This window comes from Streptomyces cyaneus, from assembly GCF_004028635.1.
GTDB classification, from domain to species: domain Bacteria; phylum Actinomycetota; class Actinomycetes; order Streptomycetales; family Streptomycetaceae; genus Streptomyces; species Streptomyces cyaneus.
Genome location: NZ_RQJW01000020.1, coordinates 60,098 through 82,088, shown reverse-complemented (window position 1 = coordinate 82,088; position 21,991 = coordinate 60,098). Strand labels below are relative to the sequence as shown.

23 protein-coding genes, 1 tRNA gene and 2 pseudogenes are annotated in these 21,991 nt (G+C 70.7%); 15 read left to right on the top strand and 11 right to left on the bottom strand.

Annotated features, from left to right (window positions below; translation table 11 throughout):
* Window positions 1–42 precede the first annotated feature (42 nt).
* The 7 genes from EHO50_RS40040 to EHO50_RS40005 all read left to right on the top strand — a co-directional run bounded on the left by EHO50_RS40040 (window position 43) and on the right by EHO50_RS40005 (window position 4,821).
* Window positions 43–618, top strand: coding sequence for a helix-turn-helix domain-containing protein (locus tag EHO50_RS40040; protein ID WP_128436776.1), 576 nt, complete (start codon window positions 43–45; stop codon window positions 616–618).
* Window positions 615–1,127 carry a GNAT family N-acetyltransferase gene (locus tag EHO50_RS40035; RefSeq protein WP_128436775.1) on the top strand — a complete coding sequence of 171 codons (513 nt, stop codon included), beginning with the start codon at window positions 615–617 and terminating at the stop codon, window positions 1,125–1,127. Before EHO50_RS40040 ends, EHO50_RS40035 begins: the two co-directional genes overlap by 4 nt.
* A gap of 122 nt (window positions 1,128–1,249) precedes the next feature.
* Window positions 1,250–1,735, top strand: a complete 486-nt coding sequence (locus EHO50_RS40030) for a YfbM family protein (protein ID WP_128436774.1) — start codon at window positions 1,250–1,252, stop codon at window positions 1,733–1,735.
* A gap of 89 nt (window positions 1,736–1,824) precedes the next feature.
* A complete protein-coding gene (locus tag EHO50_RS40025) occupies window positions 1,825–2,184 on the top strand; it encodes an MmcQ/YjbR family DNA-binding protein (protein ID WP_164905083.1) in 360 nt (119 codons plus the stop codon).
* A gap of 154 nt (window positions 2,185–2,338) precedes the next feature.
* A tRNA-Pro gene (locus EHO50_RS40020) sits at window positions 2,339–2,412 on the top strand.
* A 666-nt stretch (window positions 2,413–3,078) separates the two neighbouring features.
* Entirely contained in the window at window positions 3,079–4,065 is a 987-nt protein-coding gene (locus tag EHO50_RS40010) for an NAD-dependent epimerase/dehydratase family protein (RefSeq protein WP_128436771.1), read from the top strand.
* A 453-nt stretch (window positions 4,066–4,518) separates the two neighbouring features.
* Window positions 4,519–4,821, top strand: a complete 303-nt coding sequence (locus EHO50_RS40005) for a hypothetical protein (RefSeq protein WP_128436770.1) — start codon at window positions 4,519–4,521, stop codon at window positions 4,819–4,821.
* A gap of 319 nt (window positions 4,822–5,140) precedes the next feature.
* Here the strand turns inward: EHO50_RS40005 and EHO50_RS40000 are convergent, their stop codons facing one another.
* From EHO50_RS40000 to EHO50_RS39955, 11 genes and pseudogenes are all read right to left on the bottom strand, one after another.
* Complete coding sequence (locus tag EHO50_RS40000) at window positions 5,141–5,419, bottom strand: hypothetical protein (protein WP_128436769.1); 279 nt, start codon at window positions 5,417–5,419, stop codon at window positions 5,141–5,143.
* A 193-nt stretch (window positions 5,420–5,612) separates the two neighbouring features.
* A complete protein-coding gene (locus tag EHO50_RS45730) occupies window positions 5,613–5,741 on the bottom strand; it encodes a hypothetical protein (RefSeq protein ID WP_281288309.1) in 129 nt (42 codons plus the stop codon).
* A 299-nt stretch (window positions 5,742–6,040) separates the two neighbouring features.
* A pseudogene (locus EHO50_RS39995) lies at window positions 6,041–6,575 on the bottom strand (NAD(P)/FAD-dependent oxidoreductase); the annotation flags it as partial.
* 20 nt (window positions 6,576–6,595) lie between these two features.
* Window positions 6,596–7,123 (bottom strand): NUDIX hydrolase family protein, encoded by a 528-nt coding sequence (locus EHO50_RS39990; RefSeq protein WP_164905088.1) that lies wholly within the window; start codon window positions 7,121–7,123, stop codon window positions 6,596–6,598.
* A 182-nt stretch (window positions 7,124–7,305) separates the two neighbouring features.
* Window positions 7,306–7,488 (bottom strand): annotated as a pseudogene (locus EHO50_RS39985) (glutamine synthetase); the annotation flags it as partial.
* 88 nt (window positions 7,489–7,576) lie between these two features.
* Window positions 7,577–8,386 carry an SAM-dependent methyltransferase gene (locus EHO50_RS39980; protein ID WP_128436767.1) on the bottom strand — a complete coding sequence of 270 codons (810 nt, stop codon included), beginning with the start codon at window positions 8,384–8,386 and terminating at the stop codon, window positions 7,577–7,579.
* 157 nt (window positions 8,387–8,543) lie between these two features.
* Window positions 8,544–9,377, bottom strand: a complete 834-nt coding sequence (locus EHO50_RS39975) for a hypothetical protein (protein WP_128436766.1) — start codon at window positions 9,375–9,377, stop codon at window positions 8,544–8,546.
* Window positions 9,378–9,507: 130 nt separating this feature from the next.
* Complete coding sequence (locus EHO50_RS39970) at window positions 9,508–10,227, bottom strand: response regulator (RefSeq protein WP_128436765.1); 720 nt, start codon at window positions 10,225–10,227, stop codon at window positions 9,508–9,510.
* A 94-nt stretch (window positions 10,228–10,321) separates the two neighbouring features.
* Complete coding sequence (locus EHO50_RS39965; RefSeq protein ID WP_128436764.1) at window positions 10,322–12,334, bottom strand: FtsX-like permease family protein; 2,013 nt, start codon at window positions 12,332–12,334, stop codon at window positions 10,322–10,324.
* A gap of 24 nt (window positions 12,335–12,358) precedes the next feature.
* Window positions 12,359–13,042 carry an ABC transporter ATP-binding protein gene (locus tag EHO50_RS39960; RefSeq protein WP_128436763.1) on the bottom strand — a complete coding sequence of 228 codons (684 nt, stop codon included), beginning with the start codon at window positions 13,040–13,042 and terminating at the stop codon, window positions 12,359–12,361.
* 42 nt (window positions 13,043–13,084) lie between these two features.
* Entirely contained in the window at window positions 13,085–13,456 is a 372-nt protein-coding gene (locus EHO50_RS39955; RefSeq protein ID WP_128436762.1) for a DUF4333 domain-containing protein, read from the bottom strand.
* A 150-nt stretch (window positions 13,457–13,606) separates the two neighbouring features.
* Between EHO50_RS39955 and EHO50_RS39950 the strand changes: the two genes are divergently transcribed.
* The 8 genes from EHO50_RS39950 to EHO50_RS39915 all read left to right on the top strand — a co-directional run bounded on the left by EHO50_RS39950 (window position 13,607) and on the right by EHO50_RS39915 (window position 21,980).
* Entirely contained in the window at window positions 13,607–14,788 is a 1,182-nt protein-coding gene (locus EHO50_RS39950) for a sensor histidine kinase (protein ID WP_128436761.1), read from the top strand.
* Between the two features lie 238 nt (window positions 14,789–15,026).
* On the top strand, window positions 15,027–15,668 hold the full coding sequence (locus EHO50_RS39945; RefSeq protein WP_128436760.1) for a helix-turn-helix domain-containing protein: 642 nt from the start codon (window positions 15,027–15,029) through the stop codon (window positions 15,666–15,668).
* A gap of 45 nt (window positions 15,669–15,713) precedes the next feature.
* Window positions 15,714–17,102, top strand: a complete 1,389-nt coding sequence (locus tag EHO50_RS39940) for a M24 family metallopeptidase (RefSeq protein WP_246101821.1) — start codon at window positions 15,714–15,716, stop codon at window positions 17,100–17,102.
* Window positions 17,102–18,079 (top strand): thiamine pyrophosphate-dependent dehydrogenase E1 component subunit alpha, encoded by a 978-nt coding sequence (locus tag EHO50_RS39935; RefSeq protein ID WP_128436759.1) that lies wholly within the window; start codon window positions 17,102–17,104, stop codon window positions 18,077–18,079. Before EHO50_RS39940 ends, EHO50_RS39935 begins: the two co-directional genes overlap by 1 nt.
* Complete coding sequence (locus EHO50_RS39930; RefSeq protein WP_128436758.1) at window positions 18,067–19,047, top strand: alpha-ketoacid dehydrogenase subunit beta; 981 nt, start codon at window positions 18,067–18,069, stop codon at window positions 19,045–19,047. The genes EHO50_RS39935 and EHO50_RS39930 overlap by 13 nt, the downstream gene beginning before the upstream one ends.
* Before the next feature lie 22 nt (window positions 19,048–19,069).
* Entirely contained in the window at window positions 19,070–20,422 is a 1,353-nt protein-coding gene (locus EHO50_RS39925) for an amidohydrolase family protein (protein WP_128436757.1), read from the top strand.
* A complete protein-coding gene (locus EHO50_RS39920; RefSeq protein ID WP_128436756.1) occupies window positions 20,419–21,294 on the top strand; it encodes a cupin domain-containing protein in 876 nt (291 codons plus the stop codon). Before EHO50_RS39925 ends, EHO50_RS39920 begins: the two co-directional genes overlap by 4 nt.
* Window positions 21,291–21,980, top strand: coding sequence for an SDR family oxidoreductase (locus EHO50_RS39915; RefSeq protein WP_128436755.1), 690 nt, complete (start codon window positions 21,291–21,293; stop codon window positions 21,978–21,980). Before EHO50_RS39920 ends, EHO50_RS39915 begins: the two co-directional genes overlap by 4 nt.
* The last annotated feature ends 11 nt before the right edge of the window (window positions 21,981–21,991 follow it).

The following is a 21,991-nucleotide window of genomic DNA, read 5'->3' as shown; positions in this document are numbered from 1 at the left end:
CTGTCGTTTCATATCTGGGATAACATCCCGGATGTGAAACAGATGGACGATAGTGGAGTCCCCGACACGGTCGACACCCGCCTTGGCGCCCGCCTGGCCGAGCTGCGCTCCGAACATGGCTGGTCCCTCGGCGAGTTGGCGGAACGCACCGGCATCAGCCGGTCGACCCTGTCCCGGGCCGAGCGGGCGGAGATCAGCCCCACCGCCTCGCTGCTGAACCGCCTGTGTCACGTCTACGGCCGGACCATGTCCCAACTGCTCAGCGAGGTCGAGTCCGAGCCCGCGCTGCTGGTGCGGGCGGCCGAGCAGCCGGTGTGGGAGGACCGCGCCTCCGGATTCGTACGCCGTTCGGTGTCGCCGCCGCATGCCGGGCTGCGCGCCGAACTCGTCGAGGGACAGCTCGCCGCGGGCGCCGACATCGCGTACGACAGGCCGCCCGTACCGGGGTTGGAGCAGCACATCTGGGTGCTGGAAGGGGAGCTCGACGTGACGGTTCAGGAGGTCGAGCACCATCTCGGCGTCGGGGACTGTTTGCGGATGCGGGTGTGGGGGCCGACGCGGTTCCGGTGCGCGGGGACCGGAGCGGTGCGGTACCTGCTGGCGGTGGTGCTGCCGTGATCGTGACGCGACTGGACGAGGCCCAACTGCTGGACAGGATCGAGGAGTTGGCCGACCTGCTGGTGGACACCGTGCAGGACGGTGCCTCCGTCGGCTTCCTCGCGCCTCTCGACCGTACGGCTGCCATGGCCTGGTGGAAGGAGCGCGCGGCCGGCGTCGGCGCCGGGCGGCTGGCTGTGTGGGTGGCGCAGGAGGGTGGGCGAACCGTTGGCACGGTCAGCCTGGACTTCCCCGACAAACCGAACAGCCGCCACCGCGCCGAGTTGGTCAAGCTGATGGTGCACCGGGACGCGCGGGGGCGGGGCCTCGGCCGCAGGCTCCTGACGACCGCGGAGCAGGCGGCGATCGGCGCCGGTGTCACCCTCCTGCACCTGGACACCGAGACCGACAGCCTCGCCGAGCGCCTGTACGACTCGGCCGGCTGGACCCGCGCCGGGGTGATCCCCGACTACGCGGCGAGCCCGGCCGGAGTGCTGCGGCCCACGACGATCTACTACAAGTACCTGTGACCGGTCGCCCGACTGTCAGCGCAGCGGCCCGATTGTCAGTGCCGCGTGGAACACTCCCCGTCGTTGATCGACAAAGGGCCCAAAGGGTCGAACAAGCGGTACGCCAAGGGGGATTGCCTGGCATGGGTGTGAGTATCTCGTTCATCAGCGCGACGACGGAGGAGCTGGCCAGGGCGGAGCGGGAGCCGAGTTGGGCCGAGGAATACGTCGACCAGCTGTACGACGGCGACAACTTCCCGGCCCCGGACCGCCCCTTCGGCGGGCCGGACAAGGCTTGGGGCGGCCTCCAGTTCCTGTTCGACGAGGCGGAGGTGCCTCTCGAATTCCTGATGGACGGGTTCATGATCCTGGAGGACGGCACTCTGTTCGGGTGGGACGCGGAACAAATAGCGAGCCTGGCCCGGCAGCTGGGGGCAACTCCGTGGGAGCGGTTGGCTGCCCACTACGACCCGGAGCGGATGGCGAAGGACGCCGTGTACCCCAACACGTGGAAAATCGACCCCGAGGGCGAGCTCGGCTGGCTCGAGCACGCCTACGAGGGACTGGTCGAGTTCTTCGGCGCGGCGGCCGAGCGCGGCCACGGGGCATTCATGAACTTCAGCTTCTAGGGTCCGTTACCGGGGGCTGTCTCGCGGGGGGAGAGAGACCGGCCCCTCTCACCAGGTGATTGTCAGTGCCGGCCGCTACCGTGCCTCTCATGCCGGATGCCGAAGACGTACGCCGTATCGCCCTTTCCCTGCCGGACACGACGGAGAAGATCGCCTGGAGCATGCCCACGTTCCGGGTCGCGGGCAAGATGTTCGCCACGCTGCCCGAGGACGAGAGCTCCATCGCGGTGCGCTGCCCCAAGGAGGAGCGCGACGAACTCGTCCTGGCCGAGCCGGAGAAGTTCTGGATCGCCGACCACGAGGCGCAGTTCGCCTGGGTGCGGGTCCGGCTCGCCGCCGTCGAGGACGAGGACGAACTGCGCGACATCCTTGCCGACTCCTGGCGCCAGGCCGCCCCGTCGCGCCTGCTGGATGCCTACCCCGAGTTGGGTCTGCCGACCGGCGACTGATCATCCGCCCTGGGACGCCGCGAACACCCCGGGCAGCCCCGGGTGTCCCGGGTGCCCCGGGCGCCCCGGACAAAAGGAGTGCGCGACCACCGACCCGAGTGCGGTATTGTTTCCATGCGCGTTCGGCCGGGGGAAACCCCAGGTCAGACGGCACCGGGACGTGGCGCAGCTTGGTAGCGCACTTGACTGGGGGTCAAGGGGTCGCAGGTTCAAATCCTGTCGTCCCGACTACTATAGGACTACGTAGTCGCAGGTCAGGGCCTTGGATCACTTAGGTGAGACGGGGCCCTTGATCGTTTCCAGGGCTCATATCTCGCAATTTCTCACGAATGACGAAGTGCGTGACGATTCGCACGGGGACAAGCGCTCAGTCAGCTCCTGACCCGCTGCACCGACCTGCGCCCAGTCAGTGGGGCCGCCACGAGTCCTCCAGGGCAGCATCGACGCCGCCATGTCAGTCGGTCGTGGCGCATGGCGCTCGCTCGCCTCGGCGACATGGTCCCCCCACTAAACCGCAGGTCAGCGACGCTTCCCAAGGGATGGCAGCCCGCCAGACACCGTCCGCACGCTGGTGCTGACACGTACTTCGCGCAACGCCTCGTTGGTGGACCAAGCTGGCTGAACACTGTTGTTGGCCATCCAGGACAGACAGGCATGGCGCGCGTCGTACAGGCGGACCCGGCGTACACCTGCCGCCTCCATAAGCTTCTGCGCTTCACGCCGAAGCTTGTCCGTCTTGAACAGGCTTAGAAGCCATCTCATTTGGCGAGTCTGCGGTAGCAGATGAGGGTGCAGGCGACGCTGGCGAAGGCCAGGAGATCGATCTGACAGCTGGCCATCTGCTGTCAGCGAATCCGCCTGGCCGGGCGGTGATCCCGGTGCTTGTGTGTCGGTATGGAGATCCTGGTTCTTGGCGGAACGGCATGGGTGGCTCGGGAGTTGTCGCGGCAGGCGATCGAACGCGGCCACCGGGTGACCTGCCTCGCGCGTGGCGAGAGCGGAGAAGTCGCGGACGGAGCGACACTGGTCGCCGCCGACCGGCGTGATCCATCGGCGTACGAGCCCCTGCTCGACCGGGTATGGGACGCGGTCGTCGAGGTGTCATGGCAGCCGGGCTTCGTTCGTGGAGCGCTCGACGTGCTGGGCAGCAAGGCCGGGCACTGGGTGTATGTCTCGTCCGGCAACGCCTACGCCTCCCACGCCACGCTGGGGGCGGACGAGTCCGCGGCCCTGCTCGCCCCGACCGACCGGAGCGAGGTCGACCGCGAGTTGTACGGCGAGGCGAAGGTCGCCTGCGAGCAGGCGTCGACGGCCGCTGTGGGCGACCGTCTCCTCATCGCACGAGCCGGGCTCATCGGCGGCCCGGGCGATCACAGCGGGCGTTCCGGCTACTGGGTCGCCCGCGCCGCACGCGATCCGCGAGGGCCGATGCTGGTCCCCGACACACCGGACGTGCCCACCCAAGTGGTCGACGTGCGGGACCTCACCTCCTGGCTGCTCGACTGCGCGGAGACGGGAACCACTGGCACATACAACGCTGTCGGCCCGGTCGTTCCGTTCGAAGAGTGGATCGAGCTGTCTCGCGCCGCCGGCGGGCACACCGGTCCGGTGGTCACCGCCGAATCGGCGTGGCTGCTCGCCAACGGCGTGGCCCAGTACATGGGGCCCGAATCGCTGGCGATGTGGCTGGTTGAGCCGGGCTGGGAAGGGTGGTCGGCCCGGGACGGGTCCTCGGCACGCGCCGCGGGGCTGCGTCACCGGCCCCCGGCAGAGATGCTGGCCGACACGCTGCGCTGGGAACGCGAGCAGGGGCTGGACCGGGAAAGGCGCGCGGGCCTCAGCGCGCAGCGCGAGCGCGAGTTGCTCGACGCCCTCGGCTGACGGCGCTGGACCGGTCTCGCACACCCGAGCGTCCAGTCCGATGTGCTTGCTGTCTCAGCTGGACTGGTCGGTGGAGGGGCTGATGGGTGCTGTCCTGAGATCGGGCTTGGTGGCGGCGTCACGCTCCTTTGTCGCCCCCGAATACCTGGTGGCAAGGCCAATCAGTTGGGGCGCTGCGTTCTCGACGACGAAGAAGAGCGAGTCGCGGGAACGGTGAGTCTGAGCCGGCCCGGGGGCGGGGCGATCTGTCTGATGGGATCTCAGCGGGTAATGCCGAGAGTGTAGTTGCCAAAGGACATCGAATCCGGCCGTTTGCCTGACCGGACCGCCACGAGATCAGGAATCCCGGTGTGTCACCGAGACGTATTTGAATCTTCTGATTTTAATCTCCGATGACCGTACGAAGTCGATCTCTCACGGATCGCACCCACATCACTCCATCGGAGATGACATATGAACAAGCTTCGCAAGGCTGCCGTCGTGGTCGTTGCCCTCGGCAGCGTCGGACTTCTGAGCGCCGGCACCGCCACCGCTCAGGGCCTCGACAGCCACGACGACAAGGGTAAGAAGGGCGGAGACAGCTTCAGCGTCCTGCAGAGCTCCAACTGTAAGTCGCACGACTTGAACATCGACATCCTCGGTCAGGTCGGCATCCTCAACGGGCTGCTGGGCAACGCGCTCAACGGCGAGGGCAACGCCGGTGGGCAGAGCAAGCACATCGGCTCGACCATGGGCTGCAACAACAGCGCCTTCTAGAGCCTGTTGAGAGGGTTTCTGTCGGTTCTGGGCTCAGTCCGCGTGGGAACCGGGATGGTCGCGCCTCTATATCCCGCGTCTGCGCAGGCCGGGCCCACCGATAGGCAGGGTCGCTCCCGATAGGGCAGGCCCCGGCATTCTCCTGCGGGGGGACGACCAGGGCTGGTTCAGAACCCCTTGGCGGGGCTTGTTCTGCTGACTCTGAGGCCTTACCGGTGGAGGTCCGCCCGGCAGATCAGGTCCCGGCGTTGTCGCCGGAACGTCTAGCCTCATGGGTGTGGTCCCTTCATCTGATGGTGGTGGGAGCCAGGCGCCTCGGTCACTTGACCTGCCAGGGTGAGTGTGGCCGGGGCGTCATCCCGCGTGTTGCGGGTAGGTAGGTGAACTTCGGGGCCATCTCACTGCCGCAGATGAACGTACGCGACGCCTGCGAGACGATCCACTGTGCCTTTCTGGACTTCGACGCTCCGTCGGTGTGGCACCGCTCGGCCATCTGCCAGAGCCGGCGCCAATTGGCGCCCGGAGTGAGCGGACCGACGTAGGCGATCTGTTGGTCATCCACGATCGTGCTTGCGTAGCCGAAGACGGGCCCGCACATGGAGAAGACGGTTACCCTTCCCCGGTCCTCGGTTCTTTCGGCAGTTGCCGTAAAAACTCCCTGTTTGTACGTAGGGTCCCGAAACGTGAGGGACGGACTCCAACGGCTGCCACTGACAGCGGCCAGGGATCAGCAGCAAGGGCCGTCATCGCATGACCATCAGGCACGGTCCAGCGCAATGCCGCCGCCCCTTTCAGGCGCCGCTTCTCGGTCGGCAGCGGCGCAGGTCGGCGGCAGCCTCGCCGGTGACGAGTTCCTGCGCGAGGAGCCGGCCGACCGTGGGCGCCAGGGTGACGGCCGAGTGCAGGACGGCCACGTACACGGACCCGTCCGGGGTGAGTGGGCCGAGCAGTGGGCCGTCGGCCGGTAGCGGGCGGGCGCTGACACGGGCGTCCAGGACACGGCAGCCGTCCGCCCCGTGGAAGGCCGCTTGCAGGCGCCGCAGCGCGGTGTCCCTTCGGACGGCCGGGGGACGGTCATCAGCAGTTGCCCCTTCCGCCCTTCCCGTACCTCGAAATCCGGCCCCGCGACGATCGTTCGCACCAGCCCGGGCGGCGCCGTGAGACGCACCAGGCAGGCGGGGGACACGCCGATGGGCAGCGCCACGCCCAGCGGCGCGACCAGCTCGGGGACTGCGGTACCGGCCGCCAGGACCACTGTCGACGCCGGATGGAATCCCGCGGACGAGGTCACCCCCGTAACCCGCCTGTCGGTGGTCTTCAGCGCCACCCCGGGCGCACCGAGGACCACCTGCGCGCCCAGCGCGCGAGCGGCTCGGACCAGCGCGCCCGTGACCGCCACCGGATCCACTCCGCCGTCCGACGGCGTGTGCACCGCCCACTCGGGAGGCACGCGCAGCCCGGGTTCCAGCCCCCTGATCTCCTCTGCCCCCACCCAGCGAACCGCTCCAGCGCACCGCCACGTCCGGCAGCTCGGCCTCCAGCCGCCGGTAGTCCGCCAGTACCGAACCCCGCAGATCCTCGGCGCCACCGGGCCAGTCACCGCCACAGCCCCCGATCCACGCGAAGGAGCCGCCGGTCACCCCGGTCGCCGGCGCGGTTCCCCGGTCGATCAGGGTCACCGGCGCTCCACGGCGCGCCAGGTGGTACGCCACGGACGCGCCGACGATTCCGGCGCCGACCACGACGACGGACATCCCCCGCGCCCCCTCGGCGGTCAGATCACGCAGCCCACATGCGCCAGCGCCTGCTTCAGCAGCACCCCGTGCCCGCCCGGCATCTCGCCCTGCACCGCGAGGGACAGGGCCTCCTGCGGGCTGAACCAGACCAGGTCGAGGGCGTCCTGGCGGGGGCGGCAGTCACCGGTGACCGGGACGACGTAGGCGAGGGAGACGGCGTGCTGGCGCGGGTCGTGGTACGCCGTGATGCCCTGCGTCGGGAAGTACTCCGCGACGGTGAACGGCTGCAGCGAGGTCGGGACGCGAGGGAGCGCCACCGGGCCGAGGTCCTTCTCCAGGTGGCGCAGGAGGGCGTCGCGGACCCGCTCGTGGTGCAGCACGCGGCCGGAGACCAGGGTCCGGCTGACCGTACCGTCCGGTCCGATGCGCAGCAGGAGGCCGATGCTGGTGACCTCTCCGCTGTCGTCGACGCGCACGGGCACGGCCTCGACGTACAGGATCGGCATGCGCGCGCGTGCCATCTCCAGCTCGTCGGGGGACAGCCAGCCGGGCGTGGTTTCGGTCATGTCAGACATTGCTTGATCATACTTTCCGGGAATTGCGAACGCTCAGTCGCGGGGCTGACGGGGTTCGGGGACGGGAGCAGGAGCAAGGGGCGCCGAGCCGGTGGAACTCGGCCAGACCATACGCGTCGGAGCTGTACAGCAGCAGGACGGGGAGTCCCAGGTCGACCACCGTCCACAGCTCAGGCCGCCGCCGAGGCGAGCTTCGCCGCCGTCGGGATCGTCTTCGCCCGGCCGATGCCCGCCGTGTCGACGTAGGCCAGGACGACCCCGTGCACACCCCGCCCGGACAGCTCGCCGCTGAGCGGGCCGGCCCGATCGACGTCACCGGGACGTCCTCCCGGGACGGGGTCGGCAAGGGTGGTCATACGGTCTCCTCGACGAGCTCGGGGGCCGGTCCACGCCGGTCTGTGCCGGACTGTGTCGGTCTGTTCCGGCCGTGTGGTCCCGGCCGGCTCAGGGTTTCACGGCCACCGCGCCGTACTGCGGCACCGGGGTGGGCGAGCCCGGGGCGCGCCACTGCGAGCAGGACACCATGCCCGGCTCCAGCAGCTCCAGCCCGTCGAAGAAGGCGGCGATGTCCGTGCCGCTGCGGGCCGTGATCGGCGGCGTGGCGTTCTCGTTCCAGAACTTCATCGCCGGGATCTGGCCCTCGCCGCCGAGCTCGGAGTCGAAGGTCGGGTGCGTCAGGACCAGGAGGCTGCCGGAGGGGACCGCGGCCAGGACGCGCCGCACGATCTCGCGGGCCTTGTCGTAGTCCAGGACGAAGTTGAGGATGCCCAGCATCATCACGGCGACGGGTTCGGTGAAGTCCAGGGTCTGCCCGGCGCGTTCGACGATGGCGTCCGGGTCGTGCACATCGGCGTCGATGTAGGCGGTGACGCCCTCGTGGGTGCCGGTCAGCAGGGTGCGGGCGTGCACGAGGACGATCGGGTCGTTGTCGACGTACACGATCCGGGACTCGGGCGCGACCAGCTGGGCGATCTCGTGGGTGTTCTCCGCCGTCGGCAGCCCGGTGCCGATGTCCAGGAACTGTCGTACGCCCCGCTCCTCGGCCACGAAGCGCACCGCACGGCCGAGGAACTCGCGGTCCGCGCGCGCGATGTCCCGGATGATCGGGAACATCCCCGCGACATGCTCGCCGACCTGCTGGTCGACCTCGTAGTTGTCCTTGCCACCGATCCAGTAGTTCCACACGCGCGCGTTGTGCGCCACACCGGTGTTCAGCTTCGCCGACCCGCCCGACGGGGTGTGGCCATCACTCACGACTCGTCCTCTCCTCGCACGAACGACCGAAACCGGCCATCGCCGCCATTGTGCCGTTCCGTTGATCACGCTGTCCCGGGAATCGGCAGAGCCGACACGGCTGTTGGCGTTCGGCGGGGCGAACTGCGGTGAACTGCGGGGCGAACTGCCGGAAGTGTCACTCGATCTCGCTGGGGCTCGCTGCGGGCGTCTTGCCGGCCTGGACGTCCTTGAGGCGCTGGGTGCCGTTCTCCAGGGCGTCCTTGACGGAGTCCTCCTCGGCCTCGTCGAGGCCGCCCGCCGTGACGGTGATCGCGTCGGCGGCACCGACGCGTACGGCGGCGACCTCAAGGGTGAGCGTGGCGGGCGTGTCGTCCACGGTGCCCTTCACCGTCACCAGCAGGCCCTCGCGGGCGTCGCCCACGTCGGGCAGCGACGTCTCGACCACCTGGACGGTGCGCTCCTCGCCGTTGTCGGTCGCGGTGAACTGGTCGCACTTCTCGGGCAGGGTCGCCATCCAGTCCAGGGAGTCCTGGGGGTCGGTCCGGTCATAGGCGGCGACCTGGTACAGCAGCCGCGAGTCGCCCTGCTCGAAGCCGCGCAGCGCGGACGCTCCCGACGGCCGGCCCAGCAGGTCGTCGTCGAAGAGGGAGTCGAGGAGCCGCTGACAGTCGGCGGCGTCGGCCTTGGCGGTGAGGAAGTCGGAGACGTCGACCGTGCCGACGAGCAGACCGTCGTGCCAGTTCTCCGCCTCGGTGTCCTTGACCTGCGTCCAGTCGTCCTCGATGTCCGCCTCCGTGATCAGCGCGGCCCGGGCGCCGGCCTCGGTGAGAGCGGGGCTGGGAGAGTAGGTCGGCTGCTTCCGTGCGAGCGGTGACGCGGAGACGTCCGAGGCCCGTGCACCGTTTCCGCTGCCGTTCCCGTCGTCCGAGCAGGCTGCGGTGGTCAGCAGCGCGCCTGCCGCCAGGGCCGAGGCGACGACACGGACGGGGCGGGAAGGACGACGGCTCATTGCGGGGCCTCCGGAGGACGCGGGACACATGAGAGGACGCGGGACATGTGTCCTCAGCGCACCATCGGCCCTCCCGGCCCACCAGCGGCACCGGCCCGTTCGGGTGAGCGCGGCCGGGAGGCCCGGCGGGTCACGCGCCGGGCTGCCCGTACCCGTGCTGCCAGGCCCAGGCGGCGATCTCGACGCGGTTCCGGGCGGACAGTTTGAGCTGGACGCTGGACAGGTGCGTCTTGACCGTGGACAGGGAGACGTACAACTCGGCGGCGATCTCGGCGTTCGTACGGCCGAGGGCGACCAGCCGGACGACGTCGAGTTCGCGGTCGGTGAGGGGCTCCGCGGGCGGGGCGGGCTTCGCCGGGGCGGCGGAGACGGCCTGCGAGGCGGCGGTGGCGGCCTGTGGGGCGGTGAGGTGTTTGAGCAGGCGGACCGTGACCGAGGGCGAGACCAGTGAGTCGCCGGCCGCGGCGGCACGGACCGCCTCCGCGAGGAGGGTGGGCCCCGAGTCCTTCAGCAGGAACCCGCACGCGCCGCCGCGCAGCGCCCCGTACACGTACTCGTCGAGGTCGAACGTCGTCACCACGACCACCCGCATCGGGTCTGCCACTTCGGGCCCCGCCAGCAGCCGGGTGGCCTCCAATCCGTCCAGTTTCGGCATCCGGATGTCCAGCAGACACACGTCGGGCCGCTCCCGCCGCGCCAGCGCCACCGCCTCCTCGCCGTCGGCGGCCTCGGCGACCACGGTGATGTCGGGCTGGGCGTTGAGGAAGAAGCGGAAGCCGGTGCGGACCATCTCCTGGTCGTCGGCGATGAGGACGCGGATGGGTGCGCCGGGCGGGGTCGGGACGGTCATGGCTCGATCATGCCTCACGGGGTTCACACAGGGGCCTGCGCGCAGCTGCGGGCAGGCCCTTCGACGGTCGTTCGGCTCGGCGGCCGGTCGGCTCTCAGTCGGCGGTCTGTGCCGGGTCGGCGGTCGACTTGCGCAGCAGCGGCCGGCTGCCGGAGATCGCGGCGAACATGGCGAGCACGCCGACGACGACACAGACGACGAGTTCGATCGCCCCGGAGGTGTTGATGGTGGCGCCGGCCGCCTTGTTGAGCTGGTAGGAGCCGTAGGCGCCCATGGCGGTGGTGCCGCCGGCCAGGACCGCCAAGGGGATGACGGTCTCCCGGACCCGCGCTCTGTCCAGCACCTTCAGCGGGGTTCCCGCCAGCCGCAGCAGGCCGTAGACGCGGCGCCGGTCGAGGACGTTCGCGGCGGCGGTCAGACCGGCGGAGGCGGCGGCGACCAGGAAGCTCAGCGCCAGGGTGCCGATGGTGACGGCGTCCAGTCGGTCGAAGGTGGCCTTGTCCGCCCCGCCGGCGTAGTCCTGGCCGTAGGGGAGCCGCCCCGTGCCGAGCGGGGTGAGGACGGTGACGGCGGTGTCGAGCTGCGCCGGGCCGCCCTCGACGTGGGCGATGACGCCGGGGCCGCCGCCGAGGAGGTTGTCATAGGCGTCGGTGCGGCCGGTGGTGACGGTCGCGGTGACGCCCGCCCGGTGCAGCAGGGTGCGCGCCTCGCCGGCCGCGTGCCGGGCGTCGGCGGCATGGGCCGTGCTCACCGCGACCTGGCCCTGGTACTGGGAGGTGTCGCTGCCGAGCAGGCTGACGGAGAAGAACCCGGCGGCGAACCCGGCCAGTACCAGCCCGCTGACCGTGCGCCAGGCGCCGCGCGGGTCGTCGCTGAGCCTGCGCCCGGCCAGCAGCGTCGCCGGACGCTTGGCGAACCGGCTCACCAGGCGGCCGAGCCGGTCCACCACCCAGGGGCCGAACAGCCAGAACGCGCCGTAGAACAGCAGGAGCAGAGCGACGGCCTGCCTCGCCTGAAGGCCCCCGCCGCTGAACATGAAGATGACGGCCAGGGCCGCCGCGAAGAAGGCGAGGCGGATCATGCGGGTGCGCCGGGGGTCGGCCTGCTGGGCGACACCGAGGGGCGAGGTGGCCACCTGGCGCAGCATCGAGACGGCGCTGACGGTGATGAGGGCGGTGACTACGGCCACGACCGTCGCCAGCCAGGGCAGTCCGACCCACAGCGTGTCGACGTACCAGGTGCCCACGCCGAACGGCACCTGAGCGAGCGCGGGCAGCAGCGCCACATACGCGAGGGCCCCGGTCAGGGCCCCGGCCGCGCCGAGTGCCGCCGCTTCCAGGGCGGTCATGGCGATGATCTGGCGCGGGGTCGCCCCGGCCAGCCGCAGGGCGGCGAGCCGCTGCTCACGCCGGGCCGCGCCGAGGCGTCCGGCGGCCGCCGACAGTACGACCACGGGCATCGCGAGCAGGACGACGCCCAGGACGGCGATTCCCTGGTCGCCGGAGGTGAACATGCTCGCCGTGTCGCCGTTGAACCCGGCGATCCCCGCGCGCTCCATCTGCCCGATGTCGAACCAGGAGGAGCTGCCCCCGGCCGCCTTCGACACGGCCGGGTCGGTGGGCGTGCGGCCGACGACGGCGACGAGTTCGTCCGGGGCGGCGAGGCCGGCGGTGCCGATCGTGCCGTAGGACCTCACCTTCGGGAAACGGTCGGCGAGTTGGTTCGCGGGCAGCTTGTGCAGCAGCTCGGCCAGGGCCGGCGACACGTACACCTCGCCCTGCTTCGGGAAGGAGCTCAGGCCGGGCGGCGCGGGGGTCTGGTGGCGGCCGGGCAGCTGGGCCAGGGAGACGACGGTGACCGGCTCGTGGCGGACGTAGGTCGTGGCGAGCGCCTGGACGGCGGTGGCCTGCTTCGCCGGTACGGCCTCAGGGGTGCGCCACTTGGTGTGGTCGGCGCGGGTGCCGGCGCCGAGGGTGGCGGCGATGATCACCAGCATCACGAAGGCGCCGACGGCCGCGGCCCCGGCCGCCAGGAGGTGGCTCTGCAGGCCGCGGCGGCCGGAGGATCTGGTCAGGTGCCAGGTCAAGGGCAGTACGGGGGAACGCATGGCGGGCTCCGGGGGAAGGCGGGGTCAGGCGACCGTGAACTGGCTGTAGTTGCTGATCCGGCCGTCCCGGACCTGGAGGACGCGGTCGCAGTGGGCGGCGACGTCGGCGTCATGAGTGACCATCACCAGAGCGGCACCCGTGTTCCGGGTCGCGAAGGTCAGCAACTGGATCACTTCGGTGCTGGTGCGCTGGTCCAGCGCGCCGGTCGGCTCGTCGGCGAAGACCACGTCCGGCTCGACGGCCAGCGCGCGGGCGATGGCGACGCGCTGCGCCTGTCCGCCGGAGAGTTGGCCGGGGCGGCGCTGCTCAAGGCCGTCCAGGCCGAGTGGCGCGAACCAGCGGCGGGCCCGGGCGACGGCCTGCCGGCGCGGCATGCCCTCCAGCATCAGCGGCAGGGCGACGTTCTCCTCGGCGGGCAGCTCCGGCAGCAACTGGCCGAACTGGAAGACGAACCCGAACTTCTTGCGGCGCAGCGCGCTCAGCCGGTTCTCGCCCAGGTCGTCGAGGCGCTCGCCGCGCAGCAGCACCTGGCCTGCGTCGGGCCGGATGATCCCGGCGAGGGTGTGCAGCAGGGTCGACTTGCCGGACCCGGACGGGCCCATGATCGCCAGGGAGTCGCGCTCACGGACCTCCACGTCCACGCCGGCGAGGGCGATGGTGGAGCCGTACTTCTTGACGAGGCCGTGGCCGGCCAGAACGGTGCTCATGGTGTTTCGTGGCCCCTTCTCAGCTTGTTCTCAGCGTTCTTCTCAGCGCTCGAACTTCCAGGTGACGCTCTTCGCGTCGGCCTTGGTCACACGGACGGGGATGTCGACGGCCCTGCCGTCGCTCTTCTTGCCGGTGCAGGTGATGGTGGCTCCGGCCACGGCCTTGAGGCCGGTCGGGCAGGTGATGCCGGAGACCTTGTCGCCGACCCAGGGCAGCGGGTGGATCTTGCTCTCGGTGCGGCCCGCGACCACCTTTGCCGCGAGCGCCCGGTGGCCGTCCACCGACACGGTGCTGTACTCGTCCAGGCTGCTGGTCGACTCGGTGCCGGAGAGCAGATAGGTGCCGAGGCCGCCCAGCGCGACCACAGCGGTCACGCCGCCGACGACGCCGACGAGGAACTTGCTGCGCTGCATCGCGTACTCCTGATGTCCGTGGTGAGGATGCGGCTCCACCCTCGCCCGCACGCCCGGGCGCGCGCCTCGGCCATAAGGTCGGCGTCAGCGGTGGGCCCCTCGGCCGATCGGCCGATCCCGCCGAGTACGGCCTCGCCTACCGTGATCGGCATGAAGTCCGTTTCCCCCCGCGGCTGCGCCCGAGGCTTCGCCGTCGGCGTCCTGCTGGCTGCCTGTGTCGTCGACGTCCTGTACGCGGGCGCCGACGGGACGAGCGTCCTGCCGACGGCCAGCCCCGTCTGGCCCATCCTGGTGGTGCTGCTGGTGGGTCTGGCCGCCGTGCTGTGGCCGGTCGGGCGGCGGCCCGAGTGGCTCACGCCGCAGGTGCGCACGGCCGTGCCCGCCGTCGTCTCCGCCCTGTACTCGGTGGGCTCCCTGCTGGCCCTCAAGGCGAACATCTTCGGTCCCGGCGAGGTCCTGATCCTGCTGTGTCTGCTGTTCGTCGCGGTACGGCACTGCCCGCCGCGCTGGGCCTGGGGGTGCGGAGCCCTCGACGTGGGCGCGCTGTTGCTGCTGCCGGTTCGGTATCGCGGGTCGTTGGACGCCGACGTGCTGGGCTTCGTGGTGGGCGGCCTGGTCCTGGTCGGCGTCTTCGCTGGGCTCGCCGTGTACCTGCGCACCCTGGACTACCGGCGAACGATCGCCGTCACCGAGACCCGGCGCTCCGAACGCGTCGCCATCGCCGCCGACCTGCACGACTTCGTCGCCCACCATGTCACCGGGATCCTCGTGCAGACGCAGATGGCCCGCATGATGGCGCAGACCCAGCCGCGGGAGCTCGACCCGGTGCTGGCCGGCATCGAACGCGCCGCGACCGAAGCCCTCGCGTCGATGCGCCGCACGGTCGGCGTGCTGCGTGACACCGGGGAGGAGGCGGCCGACCGCCGCCCGGTCGGCGACCTGGCGGGCATCGCCGATCTGACGGACGGATTCGCGGGCCCGATCCAGCAGGTCACCCTGCGCCGCGACCCCGCCGTGTCCGACGACCTGCCCCACGAGGTGCAGGCCGCGGCCTTCCGGGTGGTGCAGGAGGCGCTGACCAACATCCGGCGCCACGCTGCTGACGCCGCGCACATCGAAGTCCGGCTGCGGGACGACGCCGGAGGCCTGGAGGTGTCGGTCGCGGACGACGGACGGGGCGGCACCCAACTCCCGGCGGCCGCGCACGGCGGCGGCTTCGGCCTCGTCGGTCTGAAGGAGCGGGTGACCGCACTGGGCGGCGAACTGCACGCCGGGCCGCGGGGCGAGGTGGGGTGGGAGGTGCGGGCGGTGTTTCCGGCGGGGAGGCGCTGAGCCTGGGGCGGGGCGGTGGTGCCGGGGAGGCGCTGAGCCGCGAGTGAGGCGGTGCCGAGGAGGTGCTGAGCCCGGTCGAGGTGGTGGCGCCGAGGGGGCGCCGAGCCTCGATCGAGGGGGTGATGCCGAGAAGGGAGCGCAGACCTGTCGCTCTGGCGTCGTGGCCGACCCCGGCTGTTCAATGGGGCTGCACACCACACGACCCAGCGGCCCACGAGAACCGGGGGAGGAGCCGTCCGTGTCACCCGCCACCGCGCCACCGGCGGTCGGAGCGCGTATCCGGCAGGCGCGCCTCGCGCGCGGGACGAGTGTGCGCGCTCTGGCCCGCGAGGTCGGGGTCTCGGCGAGCCTGATCTCGCAGATCGAGACCGGCAAGAGCCAGCCCTCCGTGAGCACGCTGTACGCCATCACCACAGCCCTCGGCATCTCCCTGGAGTCGCTCTTCGTCGCGGACGAGACCGCAGCCGTGGCCCCCGTGGCGGCAGTCCCCGGCACCGTCCTGCAAGCCCTGGCCGCCTTCGCCGCCGACCCCGGCCGCCGCATCGGCCCGCTGGTCACGCCGGGCGAGCGGGAGGTGCTGGAGCTGGACTCGGGTGTCGTGTGGGAGCGTCTCGGCCATGTTCCCGGCACCGATGTCGACTTCCTCCAGGTGACCTACCGACCCGGCGGCGCCTCCTCCAGCTCCGGCGGCCTCATGCGCCACGCGGGCACCGAGTACGGCTGTCTGACCTCGGGCGAGCTGATCCTCACCCTCGGTTTCGACGAGTACACGCTGCACCCCGGCGACGCCGTCTGCTTCGAGTCGACGACCCCGCACCGCTACCGCAATGATGGTGACGTACCGGCCGTGGGCGTCTGGTTCGTGTTCAGTGACACTTGACACTCGCCGCGTGCGGTCGTTCACTCCGAAGCGGGGGTGTTCGCCATGGCGATCCGCACATTCGGACCCAACGCCGTCGACTGGGAAGAGCGCGTCGACCTGGACCGGCTGCGCAGGCAGCGGCTGGCCCGCCTCGACGAGACCCTGAACCGCTCCGAGCTGGGCGCGCTGCTCAGCTTCGACTTCGCCAACATCCGCTACATGACCGCCACGCACATCGGCACCTGGGCGATGGACAAGCTGATCCGCTTCGCCCTGCTGGTGCGCGGCGGCGAACCGATCGTCTGGGACTTCGGCTCCGCCGCCCGCCACCACCAGCTCTACAACCCGTGGCTCGACTACAGCGACGGCAAGGAAGACGGCCCGCCCACCGGCGCCCGCGCCGGCATCTCGACACTCCGCGGCGCCTTCCACCCGGACGCCGGGATCGCCCAGGACGTCGCCGCGAAGATCGCCACCGAGCTGCGCGAACACGGGCTGGCGGGCGAGCCGCTCGGTATCGACGTCGCCGAGATGCCCATCCTCACCGCCCTGCGCGCCGAGGGCATCGAGGTCGTCGACGGACAGCAGGTCTTCCTAGAAGCCCGCCGCATCAAGACGCCGGACGAGATCTCCCTGCTCACCCAGGCCTGCGCCATGGTCGACGCGGCGTACGAGGAGCTGTACGGCTATCTGCGCCCCGGCGTGCGCGAGAACGAGTGCGTCGGACTCGTCAGCAAGGTGCTGTACGACCTCGGCAGCGAGTACGTCGAGGGCGTCAACGCGATCTCCGGCGAGCGCTGTTCACCCCACCCGCACGTCTACAGCGACCGCCTGATCCGCCCCGGCGACCCCGCCTTTTTCGACATCCTGCACAGCCACCTCGGATACCGCACCTGCTACTACCGCACCTTCGCCGTCGGCAGCGCCTCCAGCGCCCAGCGCGACGCCTACGTCCGCTGCCGTGAGTACATGGACCGGGCCATCGCCCTGGTCCGACCCGGTGCGACCACCGCCGACATCGTCCAAGTCTGGCCGCGCGCCGAGGAGTTCGGCTTCGCCGACGAGACCGCCGCCTTCGCCCTCCAGTACGGCCACGGCGTCGGCCTGTCGATCTGGGAGAAGCCGATCTTCAGCCGGCTGGTCTCCCTCGACCACCCCGAAGTCCTCGAAGAGGGCATGGTGTTCGCCCTGGAGACCTACTGGCCCGCCTCTGACGGCTGGTCCGCCGCCCGCATCGAGGAGGAACTGGTCGTCACGGCCGACGGCTGCGAGGTCATCACCAAGTTCCCGGCGGAGGAACTGCTGGTCGCGGGCCGCAAGTACTGGACGGTGGGCGGCGAGCTGAACACCCGGCGCGAGTCGCAGTCCCATCTCAACACCTCGCTCAATACCTCGCTCAACCCCTCCCTCGACACATCCTTCGACACTTCTCGTGGCGACGGGACGCGCTGATGGACCCGGCCGAACTCCTCGCCGCCTACGAGCAGATGGCCGTCATCCGCCGTACGGAGAAGGCCGCGCACGACCTGTTCCTGCAGGGTCTCGTCAAGGGCACCACCCACCTCGCCGCCGGGCACGAGGCCGTAGCCGTCGGCGCGAGCGCCGCCCTGCGCCCCGACGACTACGTCTTCGCCACCTACCGCGGCCACCACCACGCCATGGCACGCGGGGCCACCCCGGAGGAGTGCCTCGCCGAACTCATGAGCCGGGCGACAGGGTTGTGCCAGGCCAAGGGCGGCTCCATGCACCTGACCAAGGCGTCCACCGGCATGCTCGGTTCGTACGCCATCGTCGGCGCCCACCTCCCGATGGCGGCCGGTGCCGCCTGGTCGGCCCGACTGCGCGGCACCGACCAGATCGCGGTCGCCTTCTTCGGCGACGGCGCCACCAACATCGGCGCCTTCCACGAGGCGCTCAACCTGGCCGCCGTATGGAAGCTGCCCGTGCTGTTCGTCTGCGAGAACAACCTCTACATGGAGTACACCCCGATCGCTGACGTCACGGCGGTGCCCCGGCCCGCGGCCGACCGGGCGCCCGCGTACGGCATCCCGGGCGAGGTGGTGGACGGCAACGACGTCGTCGCCGTACAGGAAGCGGTGGCCCGGCTCGCGGGGCGGGCCCGGGCAGGAGACGGGCCCGCACTGTTGGAGGCGGAGACCTATCGGCACTTCGGGCACAGCCGCGCCGATCCGGCCACCTACCGTCCGGCCGAGGAGGTCGAGCGGTGGCTGAAGCACGACCCGTTGGACCTGGCGCGGGGGCGACTCGCCGAGCTGGGAGTAGCGCCGGAGACGATCAGCGAGGCCGACGAGCGCGCAAGTGCCGTCGTGGCGAAGGCGGTCGAGGCCGCGAAGGCCGCACCGCCACCCGATCCGCGCGAGGCGCTGACCGACGTATGGGCCGACGGAGGTGCGGCGTGGCGGACGTGATCAGCTACCGGGAGGCGGTCGCCGAGGGCATCGCTCGGGAGATGCGGCGCGATCCCACCGTCGTATGCCTGGGTGAGGACATCGGCGAGGCGGGCGGGGTGTTCAAGACGACCGTGGGGCTGCGGAAGGAGTTCGGGCCCGAGCGGGTGTGGGACACGCCCATATCCGAGCAGGCCATCGTGGGGGCCGCCATGGGTGCCGCGATGACCGGGATGCGGCCGGTCGCCGAGATCATGTTCTCCGACTTCCTGGCCTGTTGCTGGGACTACCTCGCCAACGAGATCCCGAAGGTGCGGTACATGACGGGCGGTCAGGTCACCGTCCCGCTCGTCGTGCACACCGCCAACGGTGGCGGGCTCGGCTTCGGGGCCCAGCACTCCCAGGCCACCGAGAACTGGGCGTTCACGATCCCCGGCCTGAAGATCGCCGCACCGTCGACCCCGGCCGACGTGGTCGGCATGATGGCGGCGGCGATCCGCAGCGACGACCCGGTGGTCTTCTTCGAGCACAAGGGGCTCCTCGCCACCAAGGGCGCGCCCCCGCCGCCGGACCATGTCGTCGAGCTGGGTCGCGCCGCGGTCGTCCGCGAGGGAGCCGACATCACCCTCGTCGCGCTCGCCTCGATGGTGCCCGTCGCGCTCAAGGCCGCCGCACTCCTGTCCGGCGACGGCATCGAGGCCGAGGTCGTCGACCTGCGCTGTCTCGTGCCGCTGGACGTGAGCACTGTGCTCGCCTCACTCGGCAGGACCTCGCGGCTCGTCACCGTGGAGGAGAACCCGTACCAGGGCGGCTGGGGCGCGACGCTCGTCTCGGTCGTCGCCGACGAGGGGTTCGGCCTGCTGGACGCGCCGGTCAGGCGGGTGGCGGGGGAGTGCGTGCCCCTGCCGTTCGCCGACGCACTCGAAGAGGAGGTCATTCCCACCGTCGAGAAGGTCGTGGCGGCCGTCCGGGACCTCGCCGCGTACTGAACACCCCATGGGAGGAAGAACGATGACCCATCGGATACTCCTGCGCGCCGGTCATGTGCTGTCGATGGACCCCGCGATCGGGGACCTGCCCCAGGGCGACGTCCTCATCGAGGACGGGACGATCGCCGCGGTGGACCGGGAGATCAGCGCCGACGCCGAAGTGCTCGACATGAGCGGCCGGATCGTGATCCCCGGATTCGTCGACACCCACCGCCACACCTGGGAGGCGCCCATCCGCAACGTCGCCCCCGACGCCACCCTGGACGACTACTTCGTCGACATCCTCGACACCTTCGCGCCGCTGTACACCCCCGAGGACGTGTACGCCGGCAACCTCGCGGGCTCGCTGGAGTGCCTGAACGCCGGCATCACCACCCTCGTCGACTGGTCCCACATCAACAACACGCCCGCCCACCCGGACGCCGCGATCCAGGCGCTCACGGAGACCGGCATCCGCGCCCAGTACGCCTACGGCAGCGCCAACACCTCGCTCGCCGACTACTGGTTCGAGAGCAAGATCGCGGTACCGGGCGACGACGTACGGCGGATCCGCAGCACCTACTTCTCCTCCGACGACGGCCTGCTGACCATGGCACTGGCCACCCGCGGCCCGGGGTTCTGCGTCAACGACGTCGTCGCCGCCGAGTGGGCCCTCGCCCGCGAGCTGGGCATCCCGATCACCGTGCACGTGGCCATGGGCCGGCTCGCGGGCCGCTTCGGCATGGTCAAGCAGCTCCACGGCCTGGGGCTCCTCGGCTCCGACACCACCTACGTCCACTGCTGCTACCTCAGCGACGAGGAGTGGCAGATGGTCGCCGACAGCGGCGGCACGGTGTCGATAGCGCCGCAGGTCGAGGTGCAGATGGGGCACGGCTGGCCGCCCGTGATGAAGGCCATCGAGTACGGACTGCGGCCGTCCCTGAGCATCGACGTCGTCACCACCGTGCCCGGCGACATGTTCACCCAGATCCGCGCGGCCTTCGGCGCCGAGCGCGCCCGCGTCAACGCCGACTGCTGGAAGGCCAACATGCCGGTGCCGGACACCATGTTGACGGCACGTCAGATGCTGGATATCGCGACCCGCAACGGCGCACATGTGGCGGGCCTCGAACACCGCACCGGCTCCCTGACCCCCGGCAAGCGCGCCGACGTCGTCGCGATCGACGCCACCGCGCTGAACGTCGCCCCGGTGCACGATGCGGCCGCCGCGGTGACCTTGTCGGCCGATGTCTCCAACGTCGACACCGTCATCGTCGACGGCGTCATCCGCAAGCGCGACGGCAGGCTCGTGGCCGACCTCGACCGGGCCCGGCGCCTGGTCGAGGAGTCCCGCGACCGGCTCCTCGCGGCGAAGGAGGCGAAGAGCGCGGCATGACCAGACACCTGGTGCGCCGGGCCGTCGACGTTCCGGAGCCCCCGTACGACGAACTCGGGTACCGGCGGCGGACGTTGGTCGGCGAGGACGACGGTAGTGTGCACACCGGCTTCGGCCTGTGCGGGATACGGCCCGACGGCAGGGTCCCGGCCCATGTGCACTCGTACGAGGAGAGCTTCCACCTGCTCTACGGGGCTGTGATCCTCGATGTGCCCGAAGGGGCGTACCTTCTCGAAGAGGGCGACTACGGCATCCTCCCGACCGGCGTCCCGCACGCCTGGCGCGGCGCCGGGGACCTCGCCGGCCGCTGGGCCGACATGCTCGCCCCCGTGCCGCGGGCCCGCTACGGGTACGACACCCAGGCGGTGCCCGCGCTGCCCGAGCGCGACCCCGTCCGCATCGACGTCCGGGACCCGCGTACCCGGTCCTTCGGCCACTTCGAGCCCGTGCAGATGGACCTCGGCAAGCAGGCGCAGGACCTGCTCGCGGTGTCGGCGAGCATGCGCACCGCGCTGCTCGTGTACAGCGGGATCACCGTGAAGATGATGGTCGACAGCGACCTCGGCGCGGTCGCCTCGACCATGTTCATGGTGCAGTACGCGCCCGACGGCGTCGCAGGCACGCACGACCACCCCTTCGAGGAGACGTACCTGTTCCTCGAAGGGGAGGCGGACGCGGTGTTCGACGGCGAGCGGTACCTGCTCGGTCCCGGCGACTGCGCCTGGGCGGGCGCCGGTTGCGTGCACGGCTTCGCCAACGCCGGTCAGGGTCCGCTGCGTTGGCTGGAGACACAGGCGCCGCAGCCGCCGCCGCGCCATTCCTACCGGTTCACGCGGGACTGGGAGTATCTGAGGGAGGCCCTGGAGCCATGAGCAGTGTCCTCGTAGTGGGCGGTACGTCCGGGATCGGCCTGGAGTTCGCCCGGATGCGGGCCGGACGCGGGGACGAAGTCGTCCTGACCGGCCGCGACGGCCATCGCGCCGATATCATCGCCAAGGAGTTCGGTGCCCGCGGAATCGCCCTCGACCTCGGCCGGCCGGGGGAGATCGCCGCCGCGCTGGCCGACGTCGGGCGCGTCGACCACCTGGTCGTCGCGGGCGTCTCGCGCGACGACAACAAGGTCACCGAGTACGACATCGACGCCGCGCTGCGGCTCGTCACCCTCAAACTCGTCGGCTACACCGAGGTCGTGCACACCTTGACGTCCAGGCTGCACGACGACAGCGCGATCGTGCTGTTCGGCGGACAGGCCAAGGAACGCCCCTACCCGGGCGCGACGACGGTCGCGACGGTCAACGCGGGTGTGAGGGGACTGATGAACACCCTCGCCGTCGAACTCGCCCCGATCCGGGTGAACGCCGTCCACCCGGGCGTCGTCGGTGACAGCCCCTACTGGCAGGCCAAACCGGAGAAGGTGCTCGCCGCCCTGCGCACCGAGACCCCCATCGGCCGGCTCGCCACCATGGCCGACGTGGCCGACGCCGTGGACTTCCTGCTGCGCAACGGGTCGGTCAACGCGGTCGAACTGAGCGTGGACGGGGGGTGGTTGCTCGGCTGAGCGAGGGAGCT